Consider the following 21,047-nt stretch of genomic DNA (forward strand, 5'->3'; position numbering starts at 1 on the left):
TCGCACTGAATACGATCCAAATATATTATTCTGATGCAACCGTCCACGATCTGAAAGCAAAAATGGGATGCTCCCAGTTGATATCTATATAATAGCACATTTAAATAATTTATAAAATTCTATCTTTCTGCTCTTGTTCTTCTCTTCCTCTGCGTACTCTGCGTACTCTGCGGTTAATAAAAAAAATCTTATTAACCACCTACCAGAACCAGAAACCTAGAAACAACCTCGATTTCATATATCGGTCAAATGTAAAATTTTGTATATCAAATAACACAAATTCCCAAAAATAGACGATGGTAGGTATTTAACAGATATCAATTGAACGCAAAAATAAATTTTAACGAGGTCATAAAATGGTAGTAGCAGCACCTGTTCAATCCGGCAGTCAGTCGATTTTTCAAACTCGCTACGATAACTTTATCGGCGGCAAGTGGGTGCCACCGGTGAAAGGGAAATACTCAGAAAACCTTTCTCCAATTACCGGAAAATCAATTTGTCAAATTCCCCGATCGAGCGCGGAGGATGTAGAATTGGCACTGGATGCCGCCCACGCTGCGAAAGACAAGTGGGGTAAAACTTCCCCAGCAGACAGGGCGCGGGTTTTGCACAAAATTGCCGATCGAATCGAAGAAAACCTCGATCGCCTCGCCATCGCCGAAACCTGGGACAACGGCAAACCAATACGCGAAACCCGCCTCGCAGACATACCGCTGGCGATCGACCATTTCCGCTACTTTGCAAGCTGCATCCGAGCTCAAGAAGGGTCGATCGGCGAACTCGACGGAACCACCGTCGCCTACCACTTCCACGAACCCCTAGGCGTCATCGGACAAATCATCCCCTGGAACTTCCCGATATTAATGGCAGCCTGGAAACTCGCCCCAGCCCTCGCCGCCGGCAACTGCGTCGTCCTCAAACCAGCAGGCCCCACCCCCGCCTCAATCTTGGTACTGATGGAAATCATCGCCGACTTAGTACCAGACGGGGTTATCAACGTCATTAACGGGCCCGGCGCCGAAATCGGCAAAACCCTCGCCACCAGTCCCCGGATTGCCAAAGTCGCCTTCACCGGCGAAACCACCACCGGCAGGCTAATCATGCAATACGCCTCGCAAAATGTCATCCCCGTCACCCTAGAATTAGGCGGCAAATCCCCCAACATTTTCTTTGAAGATATCTGCGCCCAAGACGACGAATTCCTCGACAAAGCAGTCGAAGGATTAGTCATGTTTGCCTTCAATCAAGGCGAAGTTTGCACCTGTCCCTCCCGCGCCTTAATTCAGGAGTCAATCTACGATCGATTCATGGAAAGGGCGATCGATCGCATCCGCCAAATCAAGCAAGACAACCCCTTAGATCCGACAACCGCCCTCGGCGCGCAAGTCTCCGTCAACCAGATGGAAAAAATCGCCGAATACGTCAAAATCGGTCACGCCGAAGGCGCAGAATGTCTGATTGGCGGCGAAAGAAACATCTTATCGGATGACTTGCAAGACGGCTATTATTTCCAGCCGACAGTCTTCAAAGGAAACAACAAAATGCGAATTTTCCAAGAAGAAATCTTCGGCCCCGTATTAGCAGTCACCACCTTCAAAGACGAAGCGGAAGCATTAGAAATTGCCAACGATACTCTCTACGGTTTAGGTGCAGGAGTTTGGACTCGCGACATCAACACCGCCTACCGCATGGGCCGCGCCGTTCAAGCCGGCCGCGTGTGGACAAATTGCTATCACCTATATCCGGCCCACGCAGCATTCGGCGGCTACAAATCATCGGGAATCGGCCGCGAAAATCACAAAATGATGTTGGATCACTACCAACAAACCAAGAATTTGCTGGTCAGCTACAGCCCCAAAGCTTTAGGCTTTTTCTAAGGTTTTAATCCTTGGGAAAGAAGAAGGAAGAAAGAACAAACTTCAATGATTCGTGAACTCCTTCTTTCTCTCTTTCCTCTCCTTCTCTGCGCCCTCTGCGCCCTCTGCGGTTCATAAAAAAAATCTCATTCAAAAACGAAATAAAATTGCTACACAAACAGACTGCAATGGAAACGATCGCAAAAGTCACCGCAACAGAAGCCGCTTTAAAATTAATCAACCATCTCAAAACTCAACACGGAGAATTGATGTTTCACCAATCCGGCGGCTGCTGCGACGGTAGTTCCCCCATGTGCTTTCCCGATGGCGAATTGATAATCGGTGATGGTGACGTATTACTCGGCGAAATAGGCGGTTGTCCGTTTTATATTGCAGCGCGGCAATACAAAAATTGGCAGCACACGCAGTTAATTATAGATGTGGCATCGGGGCCCGGAGGCAGCGATTTTTCCCTGGAAGGGCCGGATGGAGAGCGTTTTATTACTCGTTCTCGCTTGTTTCTTAATGCTGAGTAATTAGTTCTTGAAAACGCGAGATATGTTAGATTGCCGACTTTTTAAAGAAGTCGGCAATCGGGGTATTTTTTATGCGGGCTTACTTATATAGCGGTTCTCAGAAAGATGAGGTACGTAGTTGGGCTTCAGCCCTCTTAGTTTAAGTGGTTATACAGCGTATTCCAGGTTTGTGAAGTGTAGGGACACGGCACTGCCGTGTCCCTACGGGGAGTTAATGATAGGTGGGTGTAATTCATAAATGTGGAATCTGCTGTATAAGCTGTCATTCATACCTCATCTTTTTGATAAAGGCTATACACGCATTTCCTCAATAAATGAGATACCATCAAAAACGCCATCTTTAAAAGCTTGAGTGCTGCGAACTCGATGATTGTCTGCCAGTAAAGTCATTGTTTCTACAAAAGTAATCAGTGCGTCATCCTGAGTTTTCGTTGCTCGAAAGCAAATAACTTCCTGGCCCGCATCCCACGCAATTGCCGAAAAATCAGAATAACTGTCAGAAAAAAATTTCACAATCCGATTTTCAAACTCCCCTTGAAAATTGAGCTGCCGGCGAGAACCATCTGAATATTCATAATTATTAACTTGTCGGTAGTGACTTCCCTCAATCGAGATGGTAAAATTACCGAAGAAGCTGCGAGAAAAATGTCCGCGAGTATCGGTCTTAATATACTCACCTTGCCAAGTGCCAAGATGACGGGTAAAAATCTCAGGAACTTTCTCCAAATCAGGAGAGTTCACAGGCGTGACGGTATCTTGATGAATTACAGGATCGTTACTCATTAAATCAGCCTCCAGTTTTTCTACAAAACTCGATCGAAAATTAAGCCGGCGGATTTTGTTGGACTCGCCTCTTGTATGGTGCGTCGCTGCTAGAAAATCAAGCTGACCCCCGTAGATGATTGATGGCGACGCACCATACGATATCTATTTGTAGTGGTAAGGTGCGCCGAAGATCACCCTACTACAAGAAGAGTCCTGTATTTCTAACGGCGGCCTATTTTCAGACTCATTTCACGGCTAGTGCGTTGATATTCGTGAACAATCGGTAATCTTTCAGCTTGAAAATTTTCTAGCGCTTCGGCAATGTTAGCACTATCTCTGAGATGTTGTGCTAAACACAAACCATCTTCCCAACCGGAAGTCATTCCTCTAGCGCGTGTGGAACTTTTGGCGTGGGCCGCATCACCTATTAGGATAACGCGCCCATCATAGATTTTTGGTAGGGGGTCAATGTCATAGGAAAAACGACATACAATATTTTCCACAGGGGTTGATTCAATCACTTTTCGCGCATCGTCGGGGAGTTTTGCTAGTTCTTGGGGAGGAATGGTGATATTATTAGGTTGTAGTTTCCCTATTTCGGATTCTGTCCGCTCTTTTTCGATAAAGAAACCCCAATGAGTGCGACCTCCACCAATGTGAAAGAAGTTGGCATAAATTCCCCTACCGCGCACGTAAACAAAAAAGTTTCCTTCGGGACAGAAGCTATTATCTTCGACAATTCCTCGCCAGACAATATCGCCTAAATAGAAAAGTTCTACATCTGGAACGATAAATTGACGAACTTTGGAGACAATTCCATCTGCACCAATTAAAAGATCGCCTTCCCATTTACTGCCATCTTTAAAGTGGGCGATCGCACTGTGATCGGTTTGGGCGATCGACAATAAATCAGCATTAAAATGAATACACTCAGGAGGTAACTCGTCGAGGAGTGCTTCTAGAATAGCTTTGCGGTGTACCAGCATTCCTGGAAGTTCATTTTCTTCGTAGGTGACGGGTTCGGAATTGATGACACCGCCGCGCAGGTTGCGAAACTCGAATAGTTTAACCGCATCGCCTGAGTTAATAATTTTCTGGCTAATTTGAGGGTTTCCTTGATGCAGCGCTTTCATACCTGCTTGTACGATCAGAATTCCACATCCATCAGTGCGCGGTTGGGGTGATTTTTCAAACAATGTAACTTGAAACCCTTTCTCAATAAGCAAACTTGCCAGATAAGCTCCTGATGTTCCTGCGCCGATAATACCTATCCTGCTTTGGGACGAAACCATTTGTGCTTCTCCAGATTTAAAATTGCCGATCGGTTCTCAACCACTATTGTAATTAAGGAAAATCTAATTTGCGCGATCGCCCAATTGCCGATCGAGCTTTTGCTGGTAGCGACAGGTTTCAAGCTGCCGCTAAAATGAGTATCTGGGCCGATGCAGGATTAATTTTTAATTGGTGATTTCAAAATTTACGCAATCAAAACTCAAGACGACTTTAAGCTTGAGTATTTTTAATTAGAGCCAATTCAATTTTGTCATCAGCCTTTTGACTCACTTGTGCGCGCAAACCAGGGCCAAAAAAAGCAGCTATTTTTTGTTGTTTTTCTTCCCAGACTTCGATCGGGATCAGCGGCGAATAAAACTCTAAAATTAACCCATAAGCACCATCAACATCAACTTCCCGCAACCCTTGCAGGAGGGGCCGTTCCTCGTCTGTTGGGGCCAGGCCCAAGCGCTCCAAAGCATCATCTAAGTGCGCGGGTTGGCCGTAGCGAAATCGGGTGATATCTTTGCGGACTTGGTTTTGAGTATCGGTAGCCTGACTTTCTCGCAGGAGGAGAACTTCGCCAGAAGTCGGTTCGGTGAACTCCACGGGTTCGAGTTCAGCCGCTTTCAGGGCCAAACCTCCCAGCAACAGCGGAATTCCATAAAAAAAACCGGCTAGGTTTAGGGTAGGTCTGTCTGTGAAGTAGGCTCCGAACCCGACTGCTGCTATAATACCGCCAACAACTAAGGCTAGGTTTGCTAAAGAAATTTTACGTAACATATCAGTGAGGTAAGTAGTCGGACAGAAATAATATACTTTAATTATTATCTGTCAAAAAGTCTTGAATAAATTTAGTTTTTTGGCCAAAAGACCTGCAAAAACTGCTAGTATCTATGAGCGCGGGAGCGGTGTGCATCCACAGTCTTGTGTCTAACTTCAGAAACTTATCCGGCCGGACTCGCCCGGGCGCGCCATCGGTTAAGATCCGTGTTAATTGCGCGGCGTTGGTTCCAGAAGGCAATCGAGATCGGCAGTATCATCAAAGTATAGAGAGTTGATGTCGCGATCGACACTCTTGCCCTTTCAACCATTTTTCGGACATGATTAAAGACGAAGACAAACAAACTGCTGGAGCAAACAAGTCGGTTCTAGAGCAGATTAACTCGCTCAAACGCGAAGATGAAAGGCTTTATAATATCTTAGCGATCGATGTCTGGGCCCTAGCCAAGACAATGGATGAATATCAACCAGGATTTTGGGCTGCTTTTATGAAAAACCGGGAGAAGGCCCTGAAGCGATTTTTAGCTGGAATGATGAAAAATAAACCCGCAGATAGCAAACGTCCGCCTTTTTTGCGCTGAAATTTTGCTGAAGTTTTGCTGAAGTTTTGATGTACAATCAAACTATAACACAGACCAAAAAACCCTGAGCACGTTCATCACCTCCAATATAAAAACAGTGAAGGATTTGCCCAGAAAGGTACGTCGGTGAATTAAGAATCCCCGTCTGTTTGCAGGGGGGAATGTCAAATATTTTTGTTAATAGTAGCAAAGGCAAAAAATCATGGATGCACAGACAATCAAAGAGCGCGTAGCACAGATCGAGAGCAAGCGGGAATCCCTCGTGCGGCTGTTAGATCGATCGGACTTGGGAGCCCTGAGAATAGATGTGAGTCAGGCGATCGAAGAAATTGACGATCTCTTAGAAGAATTCAAGCGGACTTTTAACAGTTAAGCAGTCATTAGTCATTAGTCAGTAGTCAGTAGTCATCAGTCAGTGGTCATTAGTCAGTGGTTAGTGGTCATTAGTTGTCGGGCATTTAATTTGGATAGTTATGTTACTAAAAATCTTGTGGGGCGGGCCGGAGAGCCCGCCCAAAAAGTAAAAATTAAATGCAGTACAGCTTAATAGCTAACAAGAACCGACAACTGCTAACTGCAAATTAGACTGCTGACTAATGACTAATGACTTGGGAGCATCTCAGTTTTGCATTTATAGTGCGAGCTTAAGAGCTCGCGATTTGTAGAATACGCGAGCTCTTAAGCTCGCACTATAATAAAAAAAATGCTTTTTGCAAAACTGAGATGCTCCCAATGACTAATAACTAATGACTACTGACTAATGACTACTGACTAATTCATAACCATATCCATCAAAATTTGCTGAGAGCTCACCTCCGGGCAATTAGCAGGCGGCCGCCGCTGAGAGTAGTGTCCTCCCGGCTGCAAATCCCAAGCTTGGCGGTTGTCAGCCAGCATTACCCCCAAAATTTCTTGCAACTCCTTGGCAATTGTCGGGTCTTCCACCTGAACGATCGCCTCAACCCGGCGTGTGAGATTGCGCTGCATCCAGTCAGCAGAACCAATATACACCTCTTCGTCGCCACCGTTGAAAAAATAAAACATCCGAGAATGCTCTAAAAAGCGGCCGATAATACTGATAACTCTGATATTTTCGCTAACACCCTCAACGCCGGGACGCAAACAGCAAATCCCCCGGATAATCAAATCAATTTTAACTCCCGCTTGCGAAGCTTCGTACAAAGCAACAATGATTTGAGGGTCAACTAAAGCGTTCATTTTAGCGACAATGCGCCCGCAGCTACCGGTGCCGCCTTCGGCTTGCAAGCGGCAGAATTCGACCTCGCGGCGGATTAAAGCTAAAAATCGATCGCGCATATTGACAGGTGCCACCAACAATTTGCGATAAGATACCTGCCGCGAATAACCAGTCAAATAATTAAACAAATCCGTCAAATCCGAACCCAAATCCTCGCGACAACTCAACAAACCCACATCGGTATACAATCCGGCTGTTTTGGGATTGTAATTGCCGGTGCCGATGTGGACGTAGCGGCGGATGTAATCGTCCTCGCGGCGCACTACCATCACAATCTTGGTGTGGGTTTTGAGTCCCACCAAACCGTAAACTACGTGGACTCCAGCTTGTTCTAACTTGCGAGCCCAATTAATATTATTTTCTTCGTCAAACCTAGCTTTAAGCTCTACTAAAACGGCTACCTGCTTGCCGTTTTCCGCTGCTTGAATTAAGGCGCTGACGATCGGCGAATCGCCAGAAGTGCGGTATAAAGTCATCTTAATCGCTAACACAGAGCGATCGTGCGCCGCCTCAGTAATAAACCGCTGCACAGTCGCGGCAAACGAGTGATAAGGATGGTGCAGCATCAAATCCCCCTGGCGGATGGCCGTGAAAATATCCTCACCATCCTCAGCATCCAACATCAATTTGCCTAAAATCATTGGCGATTCCGAGTTCCGCAAACGAGGCGGCACCACCGGAGTCCAAGCCGGATCTTTGAGTTCTGGCACCGGCAGCCCCACAAAAGACATCAAATCCTTGAGGCCTAGCAGCCCCTCTACGACGTAAACATCTTGCTCGCCGAGATCCAACTCGTCTATAAGCATATCTCGCAGCGCAGGCGGCATAATCGCTTGAATTTCCATCCGCACGGCAGAACCTCCAAACCGGCGCTTGCGGAGTTCCTGTTCTATAGCCAGCAGCAAATCCTCTGCCTCATCTTCCTCCACGGTCAAATCGGAATTGCGAGTAATGCGGAACGGGTGATATTCCTGAATGTCCATCCCCGGAAACAAAGCTTCTAAATTGTGGGCAATCACCTGTTCTAGAGGCACGCCAGTCCAAACAGGAGACTTGCCCCTCTGCTGCCACTGCAAATCCCCCGGCAAAGGCAAAAACCTGGGCAACACCTGCGGTACTTTGACGCGGGCAAACAATTCTTCCCGCGTGTCGGGGTCTCTGACTACTACTGCTAAATTGAGGCTGAGATTGGAAAGGTAGGGGAATGGGTGGCTGGGGTCAACTGCTAGGGGAGTGAGTACGGGAAACACTTGTTCTTTGAAGTAGCGGTGCAAGTAATTGCGCTGTTCTTGATTGAGGTCAATGTAGTCGAGAATGTAGATGCCGCTTGCTGCTAGTTTCGGCCGCAGGGTTTGCTCAAAATAGGCGTGTTGCTGAGAAACCATCGGCAAAAGCCGCTTGTTAAGGGCATCTAGCTGTTGTTGAGGCGTGCTGCCGTCGGAGGTCAATTTGCTGACTTTTGCGTGTACTTGTTGTTTGAGGGCGCCTACGCGCACCATAAAATATTCGTCTAGGTTGGAGCTAAAAATAGCGAGAAATTTGAGCCTTTCTAGGAGGGGCGTGCGGGGGTCGAGGGCTTCGTGGAGCACGCGGTTGTTGAATTCTAGCCAGCTTTGTTCTCGGTTGAAATAATATTGAGGATCGCTGAGGTTGATTTCAGTGTAGGTTTTGGCGGGGGTCTTTTTTGGCTTGGGCATGGTTTGGGGGAGTCTTTCGGAGGCTCGGTGATGGCATCTCTAGAAATAGTATTGTAGGTTAAAGGATTTGTTCGCATCTGCTTTTGGTCGATCGCGCGTTTTTGTAATACCTGTAGGGAAACGGCGAGGGCTAAGTCCGACCCCTGGATCTGCGACTTATCCCCTTGCCCCAATCTAATTCTGCACCGCATTCCGCAAGTCCTCTTGATTTCGCGGAAAACCTGTTAACGGCAATTCCAGCGGTGGGTTAAGCGTGCCATGCTTGATAAAATTCTGGGTAAGTCATATTTTCGGCACACTCCCAGATGACTTCGTGACATCTTTCATTCCGACCAAAATCATTTTTGTATATTTCCGAAGTTAGGCATTTTTTTAAACCTGAAACTGCGGTAGCGAAATGTTTACCTGTCATAATTTTCCCTAAGCAATCTGCTGGGTCATACATGGTATCTTCATGACGTGACTTGCGGATTAACTCTACTAAGGTGGCGATCGCCACTGAGTTACCTATGTCTATTTCCCCTAAGCTATATGCCGCTACACACCGGGTATCGAGTTCCCGTGAATTGCGGATTAACTCCTGTAAAGCGGAAATAACTTCGGGGTAATCTTTCCCTATTGCCCCTAACATTAATGCCGCGCTCCTCCGGGTATATTCATCACCAGAATTGCGGATTAACTCGACTAAACCGAATATGGCCACTGAGTGATCTTTGCCTATTGTCCATAAACTATTGCTCTCTACAAAAGAATCGTCGTGACAAGTACCGATTAACTTGACTAAAGTAGAAATCGCAAGTTGCTGCTCTTTGCCTGTTTTCCCTAGACTATTTGCAGCTCGCCAGCGGGTACTTTCATTCTGAGAAGTACGGATTAACTCGACTAAAACGGAGATTGCTTCTGGGCTATCTTTACCTATTTTACCTAAACTTGCTGCCGCTTGCCGCCGAGTAAATTCATTCTCAGAAGTACGGATTAACTCGACTAAAGCGGAGATTGCTTCTGGGCTATCTTTGCCGATTTTTCCCAAGCTTTCTGCGACTTGCCGTCGAGTCTCTTCATTCTGAGAATTAGCGATTAAATCGACTAAAGCGGAGATTGCTTCTGGGCTATCTTTACCGATTTCCCCCAAGCTTACTGCAGCTAAACGCCGAGTAAATTCATCAGCAGAATTGCGGATGAAATCGACTAAAATGGAAATTGCTTCTGGGCTATTTTTGCCTATTTTGTTTAAACTTGCTGCTGCTGATGACTGGGTTATTTTATTGTTTGAATTGCGGATTAAATCGCCTAAAGCTAAAATCGCTACTGTGTTACCTTTGTCTATTTTCCCCAAACATTCTGCGGCTCGCCACCGGGTAACTTGATTGCGGGAAGTGCTGATTAACTCGACTAAATCAGCGATCGCAACAGGGTTGTTTTTGCCAATTGTTGCTAATCTTTCTGCCGCTTGATAACGATTATCTTTCGGACGGTAGTTGCGGATTGAATCCAATAAAGTTTCGATCGCTACCGGGTTATCGTTGTCTATCTTACCTAAAATTTCTGCCGCGAAGCATTGAGTAACTTTATGATCTGAAGTGCGAATTAACTCGACTAAAGCGGCGATCGCAACTGGATTATTTTTGCCTATTTTCACTAAGCTATATGCCACTATTATACAGGTAGGTACGTTATACCACCCGAAAACCGGGTAGAAACCGTTCTCAACTGAATTGCGGATTAGTTCGACTAAAGCGGCGATCGCTTCTGGGCTATCTTTGCCTATTGTCCCCAAGCTATATACCGCTCGCTTCCAGGTGTTTTTCTCAACTGAAGTGTGAATTAACTCTGCTAAAGCGGAGATCGCTACTGGGCTATCTTTATCAATTCTACCCAAGATATCTGCCGCTTGCCACCGAGTAACTTCATCCTGAGAAGTATTGATTAATTCCACTAAAGTGGCGATCGTGTCTGGGCAATTTTTGCCGATTTCCCCCAAACTTCTTGTCGCTTCCCTCCGGGTATATTCATCACATGAATTGCGGATTAACTCGACTAAAGCGGAGATAGCCCTTTTGCGATCGGTTTCTTTCAGAACTTCCCTTGCTCTATCGACAATTGGATCGAGAAATGTCCGCCAATCCTGTTTTTGCTTATTAAAATAACCAAATCCCCAAATAACAATCTGCGACACAATCTCATCAGCAAGACTACAATCTTTAAACTCAGCAATCCCCGCAGCCGCTAGAAAATATGCCCGATATCCATAAAATTTATCCCACCCAACCTTAAACTTAACCAACGCCTTAATAAACCCTTCCTTCTCCTCCTTCCCTACATCCTCACGCCCCAACCACAGCAAAATCACCTCTTTCCACTGCTTCTCAAAAATGCGGTATCGAGCATCAGGATGTTGCGGATTCTTAGGAATATGATTCAAGAAAAAGTGCCAATCCTCAACCGCCAACGCCGCAAAATATTCCTGAAACGTCGGATGGTAAAAAGCATAAATCCCTTCCAGCGTCTCCCCATCCCTCGCCACTAAATTCAGCCAACCCAAACGACAAGCCAACTCAAACTGCGATGCACCCATCACCCGATATCCCACACTTTCGGGCAACTGAAACCGCGACGTTTCATTTAACATCCCTGAAAGTGCCAATTTCCCCAAAGCCGCATTCAATTCCTGCTGCTGAATCCAATTCAGGCGCGGTTTTTTCCACTGATACAAAGTTGTCACAAACCGCTGATAAAGCTTAGCCTTAGTATCCGGCAAATCCCCATCCAACGACTGCCAAGTGCCGCACAATAGCGAACATCTCAGGGGATTTTTCACTAAATCTCGAATTCGCTCTTTTCCCGATGCTGCTAATGCTTCCCGTAGCTGTTGAGAAAGCACCCCCCCAGCCCCCCTTGCTAAGGGGGGAGCAAGAGTTTCATCTAATGCTTCCCCTAGCTGTTGAGAAAGAACCCCCCCAGCCCCCCTTGCTAAGGGGGGAGCAAGAGTTTCATCTTCTCTTGTCTGCTCCCCATCATCTCTTGTCCCCCCCCTTACCAAGGGGGGGTTAGGGGGGGTTCCAAACCATTTATCAATGAACAATTCCACTTGTTCGGGATAGGAAAATTCCAGAGTGCGATAAGTATCAAAAGTATCCAACGCAGAGCCGATCGCATCCCAAACATTCTGCCGACAACTTAGCACAATTCGCGCCTTGTGAATGCAGCCGCCCGTTCTAATTTGCCGCTGAATTTCCGCCAAAGGATTGCCATCCCCCACCGCCATCTCATCCGCCCCATCCAACACCAACCATACGCGCTCAGCATTAAACTGTGCTAAAAAATCATCCTTAATTTCCGCAGTCGCCTCAGCCTTCGCAATTCTCTTAATAGCCGCCAGCAGCCAATTATCAAATAAATAGGATTCTAATTCCTTCCCCTGCAAATCTGCCAAGGATACCCAAATTACCATAGCCTCGGAAATGCCCGCCGCTACCCAATTCGCAATCTGCCGCAACAGCGTTGTTTTCCCCGCCCCCGGTTCCCCAATAATTCCTAACCGCTTCCCATCGCTTTTAGGGCTACTTCCTTGCTGGATAACTTGCTCAAGAAACTCGCTATGTTCAAATGTCTGAGTAACTTCTTTTTCTCGATACAAATCCGAACCTTCTTCAGCCCCAACATCCTCGCGCTTCTCAGTCACTTTATGCCGTTCCACCAATCCCAGCGGCACGTAAACATCATCTATTTGATGGTTGCCAAAAGTTAGCCGATCGCTACTAAGTCGCTGCTGTTCTTTCTCGTCTAATATCTGCTGGCAAATAGCTTGCCAATCAATCGGCACGTAAACAATCCGGCTTTTTTCAACTATCTCCTCAAGCCAAGCATACATCTCTTGGGTTCTGCGATCGATCCGCGTTAAACTCTGCCCGGTAAAAATTTGAAAAACTTTGTCATTGTCCTTGATTTCCTGAGCAAAGTATGCAGATACCAAGGCAAACAATTCTTGCTCTAACTTAGTTTTGTAGGGTGCGACATCGCAATTTTCTAGGGCAATTTCCAGCAATTTTTGCTTGACTTCTTCAACCTGATTCTGCTTTAACTCATCTGCGGAAGTCAGCAGCAATTCTATTTCATCTAATCCTGTAATGGGAATCCCTGACGGGACTGTTTCTTTATCGACTTGTTCTAATTCTAATTTGAGCTTTTCGAGCTTTCGTTTCAACCAATCAAAATCCCGCCGCCTGTCTTGCAGCGAATAAGCAAAACTCTCTCGGTTAGCCGTATTTTTCGGATCGATTTCCTGTTTGCATTCTGAGGCGATTTGTTGCTGAGCTTTCAAGAAAGAAGTTTTCAGCGCTTTTTCTAAATCGTGATTGACAATTTTTCCGTTTTGTGATAATTTATTTATCCCCTTCAAACAAGCATGATTGAGTGCATCATTGACTTGACTTCCCAAAATGCCTTGCCAAGCGACTGTGAAAAGCAACCCCAAGGTAATCGGATCTGACATTTGACTGTTCTCCTGATGCGCTGCTGCAAGCGGGTTATTTCAATGATAGGCGATCGAGCTTGGTTGCGGGCGATCGCAGGCCAGTTCTGACGATCGCAATTATGTATTTGGCACCCGCCCACAGAGGTAATAATTGAGCCGGTATGGCGTAAATTGTGGTACTGCGAGTTGTGGTACGTCCATGTAACTTTTCTGATGCTTGAAGGGAGTCGCTCGCATTTGTCGATTTGACTAATTCTTGGGCTGCCTTAAACAAACTTGATTGATTTTTTAAGGGTGGTAATTATGCAGTCATTACCACCATCAATAATTAAGGCCAGCGTTTTTTTTTGACAATGCAGTGCATCCGCGCTCAATTACTATCTGACAACCAGAGAGTTCTCTAATGAGTTCTTCCACAATTTCAATTTCACTCCTGTGTTGATTTTCCATGACTTTATGTCGGACAACCCAGCCGCGAGCGTGACTGTAGACCGAAACCATGCTCGCAAAGTTTTGGTAAGAGCTATTTCCACTTACCGAGGTGTTTTTAATGCTTTTACCATCAATTGCCATCAATTCTCAGGCGTGCGAGCGGTAAGTTCTGTTGCGCCCATCTATTAAAAAGGACGGCAATTATAGCCTTTCTCAAAAAGATGAGGTAAGCTGTCGCGCATTTAAATTGTATATTCAGGGCGGGCGAGACGCCCACCCCACAAGAGTTTAATTGTTTTTTGACAGACAATTTAAATACAGAACAGCTTATGACTGACAGCTTACATAACCACCCAGACGCTTGAGGGCCCAAGCCCAACAACGTCCGCGAATCTTTCTGAGAACCGCTATATCTCAAAATCTAATGAGTGAATTATGTTTCTAAAAGTAGAGTGGGATGGGAAGCAAATATCTGATGGAAGGTCGAACAGTTTTATGAGAGTTGCGCGATGATTTTTGGTAAAATCCACCAAGGTTTTATACCCCCAATATCCCGTACAACTGCCCAATAAAATTATCGTCAGTATCAGCCATAAATGATGTCTAATTCCTCGTGGCTTTCGGTGCAAAAAGGTACTGCAATAATAGCTTCAATTAAATTCATTACGCTATGCACAGAGTCAGGATAGTCTGAACTCGCGGGTCGGTTCCGATCGCCCGTTTTATTGTACAATCATCCGGGCACAATTAATCCGCCCTGCCTAGCCCCCCTTAATCAGGGGGGGCTAGAGTATTCAAATTCCCCGTTTTTAAGGAGGATTTAGGGGTATCGAAACTTCAGGTTGTCAGACTGATCCAATCCGACGCTCGATCGCATTATAGAACCGATCGCCCATCTCACCCATCCCAACCTTAATTAACGCTTGATTGTCAGCACTCAGCACCCGCAAAGGTGATTCAGCACACCCAACTAAACCGATTTTATGCCACATTTTCGCTAAATGTTCTTGCAGGTAAGCTTCCCAAATTCCTTGATTTTTTGGGGCGACTGAAACTACAATGCAGTTGCCCATTTCACCAAACAAAATTTCATCCCAGCGGCCGACCTTTGCCGAATTGAAACTGAGATGAATTTCCGCACCCAGTTTACCAGAAATACAACATTCAGCCAGGGCGATCGCAATTCCACCCTCAGCACAATCATGGGCAGAACCTACCCAACCTTGCCGAATTCCATCGCGGCAAACCGATTGCACTTTTCTTTCTAACTCAAAATCTATCCTTGGCGGTTTCCCCGCTACAATCCCGTGAATTGCCGCTAAATATTCCGAACCTCCGAGAGTAGCAAAAGCAGGATGTTTTGGCTTTTCTGTTTTGAGTTCAGAATTGGCAAATTGAAAAAAGGTAAGTTCAGAATCTTGAGACTTTTCTGCTTCCTTTGCATCCCCAATTCCCAACAGATAAATTAAATCACCTTTCTTTAGCCAACCTTGACCGCAAATCTTCGTCAAATCTGGAATCAACCCCACCATTCCGATTACCGGAGTTGGATAAATTGGTTGAGGATTTCCCTCAGCATCAACCGTTTCATTGTAAAGAGAAACATTGCCGCCAGTCACAGGCGTTCCCAACTCCCGACAAGCATCAGCAATCCCGCGACAAGCTGACGCTAACTGCCAATATCCGATCGGCTTTTCGGGACTGCCAAAATTCAAATTATCCGTAACTGCGAGAGGTTCAGCACCCACACAACTTAAATTTCTCGCTGCTTCCGCTACGACTGCTTTTGCACCTTCATAAGGATCGAGATAAACATAACGAGAATTGCAATCAACCGTTGCAGCAACTCCGGGAATCATCCCCAGGGGCGCTTGCTTCTTGCTAAGGGGGGGAGAAACTTTTGGAGTTTCCCTACCTTGTGCCTTTTTAAATAGAGGAATTACCTCTTCTTCCTGTTTGATTTCGGAAGCTAGAGAAACAGCATTTTCTCTCTGCAGATCCCCCTTAGCAAAGGGGTGTACTTCTAGTCCTTCAGCAAGGGAAGATTGGCAAGGTTCTAGCGGACGCAATCTGACAACCGCAGCATCAGCGCCTCCCGGTAAAACAACAGTATTGTTTTGCACTTGATGGTCGTATTGGCGATAAACCCAGCGTTTAGAAGCGATGGTGGGAGTATCTAAAAGCGTCAGCAAAATCTGATTCCAAGTTTGAAAATTGCCGTTAATTTCGATACCTGTAACTGTAGATTGTGGCAGCGAATCTGCCGTCCACGCCCAAGCTTTTTTAGCATATTCTGGCGGTTCTGTCAACAGTTCTCGGTGATAAATTGGCGTATTATCTGCTAAAGCAGTCGCGGTAATTTCGGCAGCGATTTCGCCTTTAAATAGAATGCGGACGATCGGCTCTTCAATCACTGTACCCGCGACTACGGCCTGCAATCCCCAGCGGTGGAAAATATCGATTAATTCCTGTTCCCGTCCTTTTTGGGCAACAAACAACATCCGTTCTTGGGATTCTGAAAGCAGGTATTCGTAGGGAACCATACCGCTTTCTCGCACGGGAACTTTGTCTAGATCGAATTCAATGCCAACTCCACCTTTGGCTGCCATTTCTGATGTCGAACAGGTGATTCCGGCCGCACCCATATCTTGGGCGGCGACAACTGCACCGGTTTTGAACGCTGCTAAACAAGCTTCTATTAAGGATTTTTCTAAAAATGGATCTCCTACTTGGACTGCGGGGCGATCGTCCATTGATTTGTCGGTCAATTCTGCACTGGCAAAACTTGCTCCTCCCATGCCATCTCGCCCGGTAGTTGAACCGACGTAAAGCACGGGATTTCCGATTCCAGATGCCCCGGATTTGACGATTTCTTGAGTTTCCATTAAACCCAAGGCCATGACGTTAACTAATGGGTTGCCGGAATAAGCAGGATCGAAGTAAACTTCGCCGCCAACTGTGGGCACTCCGATGCAATTTCCATAATGAGAAATTCCCGATACTACGCCTTTGAACAATCTCTGAGTTTTCGCATCGTCTAAGTTGCCAAAACGCAGGGAATTTAAAAGTGCGATCGGGCGAGCACCCATTGTGAAGATATCGCGGAGAATCCCGCCGACACCGGTTGCTGCACCTTGGAAGGGTTCGACTGCTGACGGGTGGTTGTGCGATTCAATTTTGAAGGCGAGTTGCAAGCCTTCTCCCAAGTCTACGACGCCGGCATTTTCTCCGGGCCCGACGAGAATTCGATCGCCCTCTGTGGGAAACTGTTTTAATAGCGGCCGCGAATTTTTGTAACAGCAGTGTTCGCTCCACATGACGCCGAACATTCCCAATTCAGCTTTATTGGGATGGCGACCTAGACGCTGAACGATTTCTTCATATTCTTCAGGTGTGAGTCTTTCACCGGCAATTTGTTCGGGGGAAAATGGGGATTCGGAGATGGGAGACATGGAAACTCGTTATAAACCACAGGCTTAATTCTAAATGCCCTGTGCTTGGTTAATCTACAATCTACAATCTAAAATCTAAAATCCCAGGCGCAATGCGTTGGTTAATCTAAAATCTAAAATCTAAAATCTAAAATCGAATGACTCAACCTCGAAATCTCAATTTTGCTAACCAAAACTTGCGGAACCGTTCTTTTAAAGGGCTTGACTTGTCTGGGGCGAATTTCAGCGGTTGCGACATTCGAGGCTGCAATTTCACCGGGGCGATTTTGAGGGGGGCAAATTTTCAGGGTGTCAGAACCGGACAAAGCCGCAGGCGGGTGAGAAATTTGATTGCTAGGGCTGGGGTAACGGCGGTGACAGTGACGGCGGCTGGGGCTTTGACTGGACTGATTGGCGGGGCGGATGCGGGGGCTGTGGCGGTGGCCGGAACGGCTGCTACGGCGATTGCTGCGACTCGGGGCGAGGCGGGAATTGTGGCGGGGGCTGTGGCTGGGGCTGCTGCTGCGATCGGGGCTAGCGGTATTGTGACATTTTTTGGCGGGGATACCATTAGGGGAATTGTCTTATTTTTGGTTTCTGGGGTAATTCTTGGCTTAACTGCGATCGGCTTTTTTATAGCTGTTGAGGAAATAGAAAAATTGTCGGTAACTTCGTTTAGAAAAGCTGATTTGACTGATGCTGTATTCGATCCGGGGGCGATTCTCGATGCAGATTTTTCCGATGCGCGAGGAGTGCCGTGGTAGACAACCTGCTTCTAAAATCTAAAATCTAAAATCTAAAATCTAAAATCTAAAATCTAAAATCGGATGACTAAGTTTCCCCACGATCAGTTTGCAAAAGAATACCTGCAAGAGTTATTGTCGCCTCTTGGAGAAGTAGAAACGAGCAAAAACGTCACTGCTGAAGTTAGAGAAATTGATGTTTGGTTTCAACCAACTTCTTTTGAGGGCGAATATGTCCAAAGTTTGGGTTTGTTAGGTAAAATGGCTGCAACGGCGGCGATAATTGAACCGTTTCGCAATCCTGTGACTGCTGAGGGAATTTTTAGCTGTGTCGTTAAGTTATTAAATAGTAGGGCAGAACTGGGGCGGCGCGCTAATCGACAAGATCAACGTTTTGAGGAAAGACAATTACCGATGTTGTGGATTCTCACTCCCACTGCTTCGGAGGCTTTATTAAGCAGTTTTGGTTTTCGGACTCCTGAAGAGTCTGAGGGCTGGGGGAGGGGAGTTTATTTTTTATCTGAGGTTTGGAGAGTTGGGTTAATCGCCATTCACCAACTACCGAGGGTTCCAGAGACGATGTGGTTGCGGATGCTGGGTAGGGGTCGGGTGCAGCAAGGGGCGATCGCGGAATTAACTGCATTTCCTATTGATGCTTCAATTCGAGCTAATGCGCTACAATTACTTTACACCTTGCAGGAAAATTTGCAAGCGAATACACCAACTAATCCCGCAGGGGATGATGAAGATCAGGAGTTAGTTATGGCGATCGTACCCCTTTTTCAACAACATTTAGAAGAAGCACGACTACAAGGTCTTGAACGAGGTCTTGTACAAGGTCTTGTACAAGGTCTTGAGCAAGGAAGAGAACAAGGTATCGAACAAGGAAGAGAACAAGGACAGCGGTTGATTTTAGAGAATTTCTTGCAGGTCAGATTTGGGGAGTTAGACCCCGTAAATCTCACTTTTGTGCGCCCGATATCGGCTCTGCCTACTCCCGAGTTTACCATGTTGTTAGTGCAATTGTCTACGCTGCCGATCGCACAAACCAATCGCCAACAAGTCCAAAATTTGCTAGCGGAAAGTGTTTTAAACAACCGCTTCAGTGAATCGGGACAATTAGCAGAACTCCCGGTTAATCTCATCCCCAATTTGCTCGCATTGTCCCCAGAAAACTTATCATTACTGCTGTCAGAATTGCCTCAACTATCCCTGGCAAATCTGATAGCTAGATTGCCCGATCGAGCGACTTGAAAATTAACAAGGTGGCGATAAACCCGACTTCTCAAAAAAGTCTGGGTTCTGGGTGTATAATAATAGACTGTGGTAATTTTTGCTTTGCCGATGAAGTTGCGATCGTTCTTTTCTTTCCTTATTGCTGGCGTCTTGGCACTCTTAGGCTTGAGTGCAGGCGGTTTTTACTGGCTGACAACTCAAACTCCCCTGAATTTACTCAACGGCGGGCCGACAACTACTCCGGCTGCGGCTGTGTTTGTCTCGAAACAAGCACCTTTGTTAGCTTCAATGCTGGTAAATCCCGATCGCCTCGAAGCATTGCGGCAAGTTTTTGCGTCTCCCGAAGAAAGAAGTCGATCGCACGCTGAATTTGAGCAAATCAAAAAAAGTATCCTCGCCAATACAGGCCTCGATTACAGTCGAGATATCCAACCTTGGATAGGTGACGAAATTACCCTCGCCGTCACAACGCCAGATTTCGATGGCGACAGCAAAAACGGCAAACAAACCGGGTTTTTGCTGGCCGTTTCTTCCCAAGATGCCGATCGCAGCCAAAAATTTCTAGACTCCTACTGGCAAAAACAATCTCGTGTCGATAAAACAGTGCAGTCTGAATTATATAAAGCTGTCAAGATTAATTATAAACAAGTACCAATAGCTAACAAAAAAACTTCTCCGATTTCGCCATTCAACCCGCTTTTTCGGCAGAATTCAACTTTGCCGCACAGCTTCGCAACAGCGGCCACCGGCAGTTCAAATTCCGCAAATAACCCCAGTTTTGTTTTATTTGCCAACAGTCCGAATGTGATTCGAGATGCAATTAATAACCTTGAAGCAGCCAACCTAAATCTCAACAATACCCCGGAATATCAAAAAGCTTTACAGCAGTTAAATCAAGGCAGAATCGCTTTAGCCTTTGTGAATCTTCCGCAGTCATCAACCGAGCAAAATCCCCAAGTTTCTCTTAATTCCCTCGCAGTTGCTGTCGGAGTCAACCGACGGGGATTGCTGGCTCAAACTGCTTTAGTGACATCGCGAGAAAACACAGCTTCTCCAACACTCTCCGAACCGGTGAAAGCCTTGCAGTACATTCCATCAGCCAGTCCTTTCGCCGTCGCCAGCACCGATTTAAGGAATTTTTGGGGTGATTTGTCATCGGCGGTGTCCAGCAATGCAGAAGTCTCAAAATTAGTCGATCGCGCGATCGCAGATATTCAGAAAGGTTGGGGAGTCAACCTGCCGCAGGATATATTTAACTGGGTACAAGGAGAATACGCTTTAGCAGTGCTTCCGAATTCGTCAAATCGTGCTGACTGGATTTTTGCCGCCGAAACCTCTCCCGATTCCCAACAGGCGATCGACAAACTCGATGAAATTGCCCGCAGCAAAGAATACAGCATCGGCAGCTTCACTCTCAGAAACCAGAAAATTACCGCTTGGACGCAGTTGACAACGAACCAGAATTCTGGTACAGAAAATAATAGAAAAAGTGCGATCGAAACCGAGGCAAAAGGAGTCCGAGCCACGGTCGGCAAATACGAAATTTTCACCACTTCAGTAGAAGCAATGGACGCAGCACTCAAAGCAGTCGCAACAGGCTCTTTGGTGGCAAATCAAGACTTTCAGACCAGCATCGAACCGCTACCGCCATCTAACGACGGCTATTTTTATTTAGACTGGCCCTCCAGCAGGGCAATTTGGGAAAAACAAATCCCGCTGTTGAGGTTAATTGAACTTTCAGCGAGACCATTTTTCGATCACTTGCGATCGCTCAGCGTCACCAGTACCGGAGAAGTCACAGGAATTCGTAAAGCTACAATATTTATGCGGCTGAATTAGTCAGTAGTCAGCAGTCAGTAGTCATTAGTTTTTGGTTTTTGGTTTTTGGTAATCGGGAATCGGGAATGGGTAATTGGTAATATCATGTCGGGGTAATCGCTGATAATTATTGTGCAGTGCGAGCGTCCCGCTCGCGATCGGATC

The 21,047-nt window shown here is 46.2% G+C and carries 16 protein-coding genes; 7 read left to right on the plus strand and 9 right to left on the minus strand.

What is annotated here, in order from left to right; translation table 11 throughout:
- Positions 1-356 precede the first annotated feature (356 nt).
- On the plus strand, positions 357-1,877 hold the full coding sequence (exaC, locus tag QUA56_RS22825) for an acetaldehyde dehydrogenase ExaC (protein WP_333361959.1): 1,521 nt from the start codon (positions 357-359) through the stop codon (positions 1,875-1,877).
- Positions 1,878-2,023: 146 nt separating this feature from the next.
- Complete coding sequence (locus tag QUA56_RS22830) at positions 2,024-2,392, plus strand: DUF779 domain-containing protein (RefSeq protein WP_333361962.1); 369 nt, start codon at positions 2,024-2,026, stop codon at positions 2,390-2,392.
- 291 nt (positions 2,393-2,683) lie between these two features.
- On the opposite strand, the gene QUA56_RS22835 is transcribed toward QUA56_RS22830, so the two are convergent.
- The 3 genes from QUA56_RS22835 to QUA56_RS22845 all read right to left on the minus strand — a co-directional run bounded on the left by QUA56_RS22835 (position 2,684) and on the right by QUA56_RS22845 (position 5,212).
- Positions 2,684-3,175: a DUF3598 family protein gene (locus tag QUA56_RS22835; protein WP_333361965.1), complete on the minus strand. Its 492-nt coding sequence runs from the start codon at positions 3,173-3,175 to the stop codon at positions 2,684-2,686.
- Between the two features lie 203 nt (positions 3,176-3,378).
- Complete coding sequence (locus QUA56_RS22840) at positions 3,379-4,449, minus strand: FAD-dependent monooxygenase (RefSeq protein WP_333361968.1); 1,071 nt, start codon at positions 4,447-4,449, stop codon at positions 3,379-3,381.
- A 211-nt stretch (positions 4,450-4,660) separates the two neighbouring features.
- The gene (locus QUA56_RS22845; protein ID WP_333361970.1) at positions 4,661-5,212 is read right to left on the minus strand and encodes a DUF2854 domain-containing protein; all 552 of its coding nucleotides are present in this window, start codon (positions 5,210-5,212) and stop codon (positions 4,661-4,663) included.
- A 320-nt stretch (positions 5,213-5,532) separates the two neighbouring features.
- On the opposite strand from QUA56_RS22845, the gene QUA56_RS22850 reads away from it, so the two are divergent.
- Both QUA56_RS22850 and QUA56_RS22855 read left to right on the plus strand, forming a co-directional pair.
- On the plus strand, positions 5,533-5,793 hold the full coding sequence (locus tag QUA56_RS22850) for a hypothetical protein (RefSeq protein ID WP_333361973.1): 261 nt from the start codon (positions 5,533-5,535) through the stop codon (positions 5,791-5,793).
- Between the two features lie 202 nt (positions 5,794-5,995).
- Entirely contained in the window at positions 5,996-6,166 is a 171-nt protein-coding gene (locus QUA56_RS22855) for a hypothetical protein (protein ID WP_333046052.1), read from the plus strand.
- A gap of 398 nt (positions 6,167-6,564) precedes the next feature.
- Here QUA56_RS22855 and ppk1 read toward each other — a convergent pair whose 3' ends face one another.
- The 6 genes from ppk1 to purL form a co-directional block, all read right to left on the minus strand.
- Positions 6,565-8,748 (minus strand): polyphosphate kinase 1, encoded by a 2,184-nt coding sequence (gene ppk1, locus QUA56_RS22860; RefSeq protein WP_333361976.1) that lies wholly within the window; start codon positions 8,746-8,748, stop codon positions 6,565-6,567.
- A 247-nt stretch (positions 8,749-8,995) separates the two neighbouring features.
- Positions 8,996-13,240, minus strand: coding sequence for a HEAT repeat domain-containing protein (locus QUA56_RS22865; RefSeq protein ID WP_333361979.1), 4,245 nt, complete (start codon positions 13,238-13,240; stop codon positions 8,996-8,998).
- A gap of 34 nt (positions 13,241-13,274) precedes the next feature.
- Positions 13,275-13,496, minus strand: a complete 222-nt coding sequence (locus QUA56_RS22870; protein WP_333361982.1) for a hypothetical protein — start codon at positions 13,494-13,496, stop codon at positions 13,275-13,277.
- Between the two features lie 47 nt (positions 13,497-13,543).
- Complete coding sequence (locus tag QUA56_RS22875) at positions 13,544-13,795, minus strand: hypothetical protein (RefSeq protein WP_333361985.1); 252 nt, start codon at positions 13,793-13,795, stop codon at positions 13,544-13,546.
- Between the two features lie 266 nt (positions 13,796-14,061).
- Positions 14,062-14,283 (minus strand): transposase family protein, encoded by a 222-nt coding sequence (locus QUA56_RS36915; RefSeq protein ID WP_445242940.1) that lies wholly within the window; start codon positions 14,281-14,283, stop codon positions 14,062-14,064.
- Positions 14,284-14,499: 216 nt separating this feature from the next.
- Complete coding sequence (gene purL / locus QUA56_RS22880) at positions 14,500-17,106, minus strand: phosphoribosylformylglycinamidine synthase subunit PurL (protein ID WP_333361988.1); 2,607 nt, start codon at positions 17,104-17,106, stop codon at positions 14,500-14,502.
- Positions 17,107-17,243: 137 nt separating this feature from the next.
- Here purL and QUA56_RS22885 point away from each other — a divergent pair, with 137 nt between their 5' ends.
- The 3 genes from QUA56_RS22885 (at position 17,244) to QUA56_RS22895 (ending at position 20,903) form a co-directional block, all read left to right on the plus strand.
- Positions 17,244-17,849 (plus strand): pentapeptide repeat-containing protein, encoded by a 606-nt coding sequence (locus tag QUA56_RS22885; protein ID WP_333361991.1) that lies wholly within the window; start codon positions 17,244-17,246, stop codon positions 17,847-17,849.
- A 63-nt stretch (positions 17,850-17,912) separates the two neighbouring features.
- On the plus strand, positions 17,913-19,082 hold the full coding sequence (locus QUA56_RS22890) for a flagellar assembly protein H (RefSeq protein WP_333361994.1): 1,170 nt from the start codon (positions 17,913-17,915) through the stop codon (positions 19,080-19,082).
- Positions 19,083-19,151: 69 nt separating this feature from the next.
- Positions 19,152-20,903, plus strand: a complete 1,752-nt coding sequence (locus QUA56_RS22895) for a DUF3352 domain-containing protein (protein WP_333361996.1) — start codon at positions 19,152-19,154, stop codon at positions 20,901-20,903.
- The last annotated feature ends 144 nt before the right edge of the window (positions 20,904-21,047 follow it).

Origin of the sequence: Microcoleus sp. N3A4 (assembly GCF_036701805.1) — a bacterium.
Taxonomy (GTDB): Bacteria; Cyanobacteriota; Cyanobacteriia; order Cyanobacteriales; family Microcoleaceae; genus Microcoleus.

Coding starts and splice junctions, on each gene's coding strand:
- exaC (WP_333361959.1), top strand. CDS start 357: ATGGTAGTAGCAGCACCTGTTCAATCCGGCAGTCAGTCGATTTTTCAA.
- QUA56_RS22840 (WP_333361968.1), bottom strand. CDS start 4,449: ATGGTTTCGTCCCAAAGCAGGATAGGTATTATCGGCGCAGGAACATCA.
- QUA56_RS22875 (WP_333361985.1), bottom strand. CDS start 13,795: ATGGCAATTGATGGTAAAAGCATTAAAAACACCTCGGTAAGTGGAAAT.
- QUA56_RS22865 (WP_333361979.1), bottom strand. CDS start 13,240: ATGTCAGATCCGATTACCTTGGGGTTGCTTTTCACAGTCGCTTGGCAA.
- ppk1 (WP_333361976.1), bottom strand. CDS start 8,748: ATGCCCAAGCCAAAAAAGACCCCCGCCAAAACCTACACTGAAATCAAC.
- purL (WP_333361988.1), bottom strand. CDS start 17,106: ATGTCTCCCATCTCCGAATCCCCATTTTCCCCCGAACAAATTGCCGGT.
- QUA56_RS22845 (WP_333361970.1), bottom strand. CDS start 5,212: ATGTTACGTAAAATTTCTTTAGCAAACCTAGCCTTAGTTGTTGGCGGT.
- QUA56_RS22835 (WP_333361965.1), bottom strand. CDS start 3,175: ATGAGTAACGATCCTGTAATTCATCAAGATACCGTCACGCCTGTGAAC.
- QUA56_RS22885 (WP_333361991.1), top strand. CDS start 17,244: ATGACTCAACCTCGAAATCTCAATTTTGCTAACCAAAACTTGCGGAAC.
- QUA56_RS22890 (WP_333361994.1), top strand. CDS start 17,913: ATGACTAAGTTTCCCCACGATCAGTTTGCAAAAGAATACCTGCAAGAG.
- QUA56_RS22850 (WP_333361973.1), top strand. CDS start 5,533: ATGATTAAAGACGAAGACAAACAAACTGCTGGAGCAAACAAGTCGGTT.
- QUA56_RS22855 (WP_333046052.1), top strand. CDS start 5,996: ATGGATGCACAGACAATCAAAGAGCGCGTAGCACAGATCGAGAGCAAG.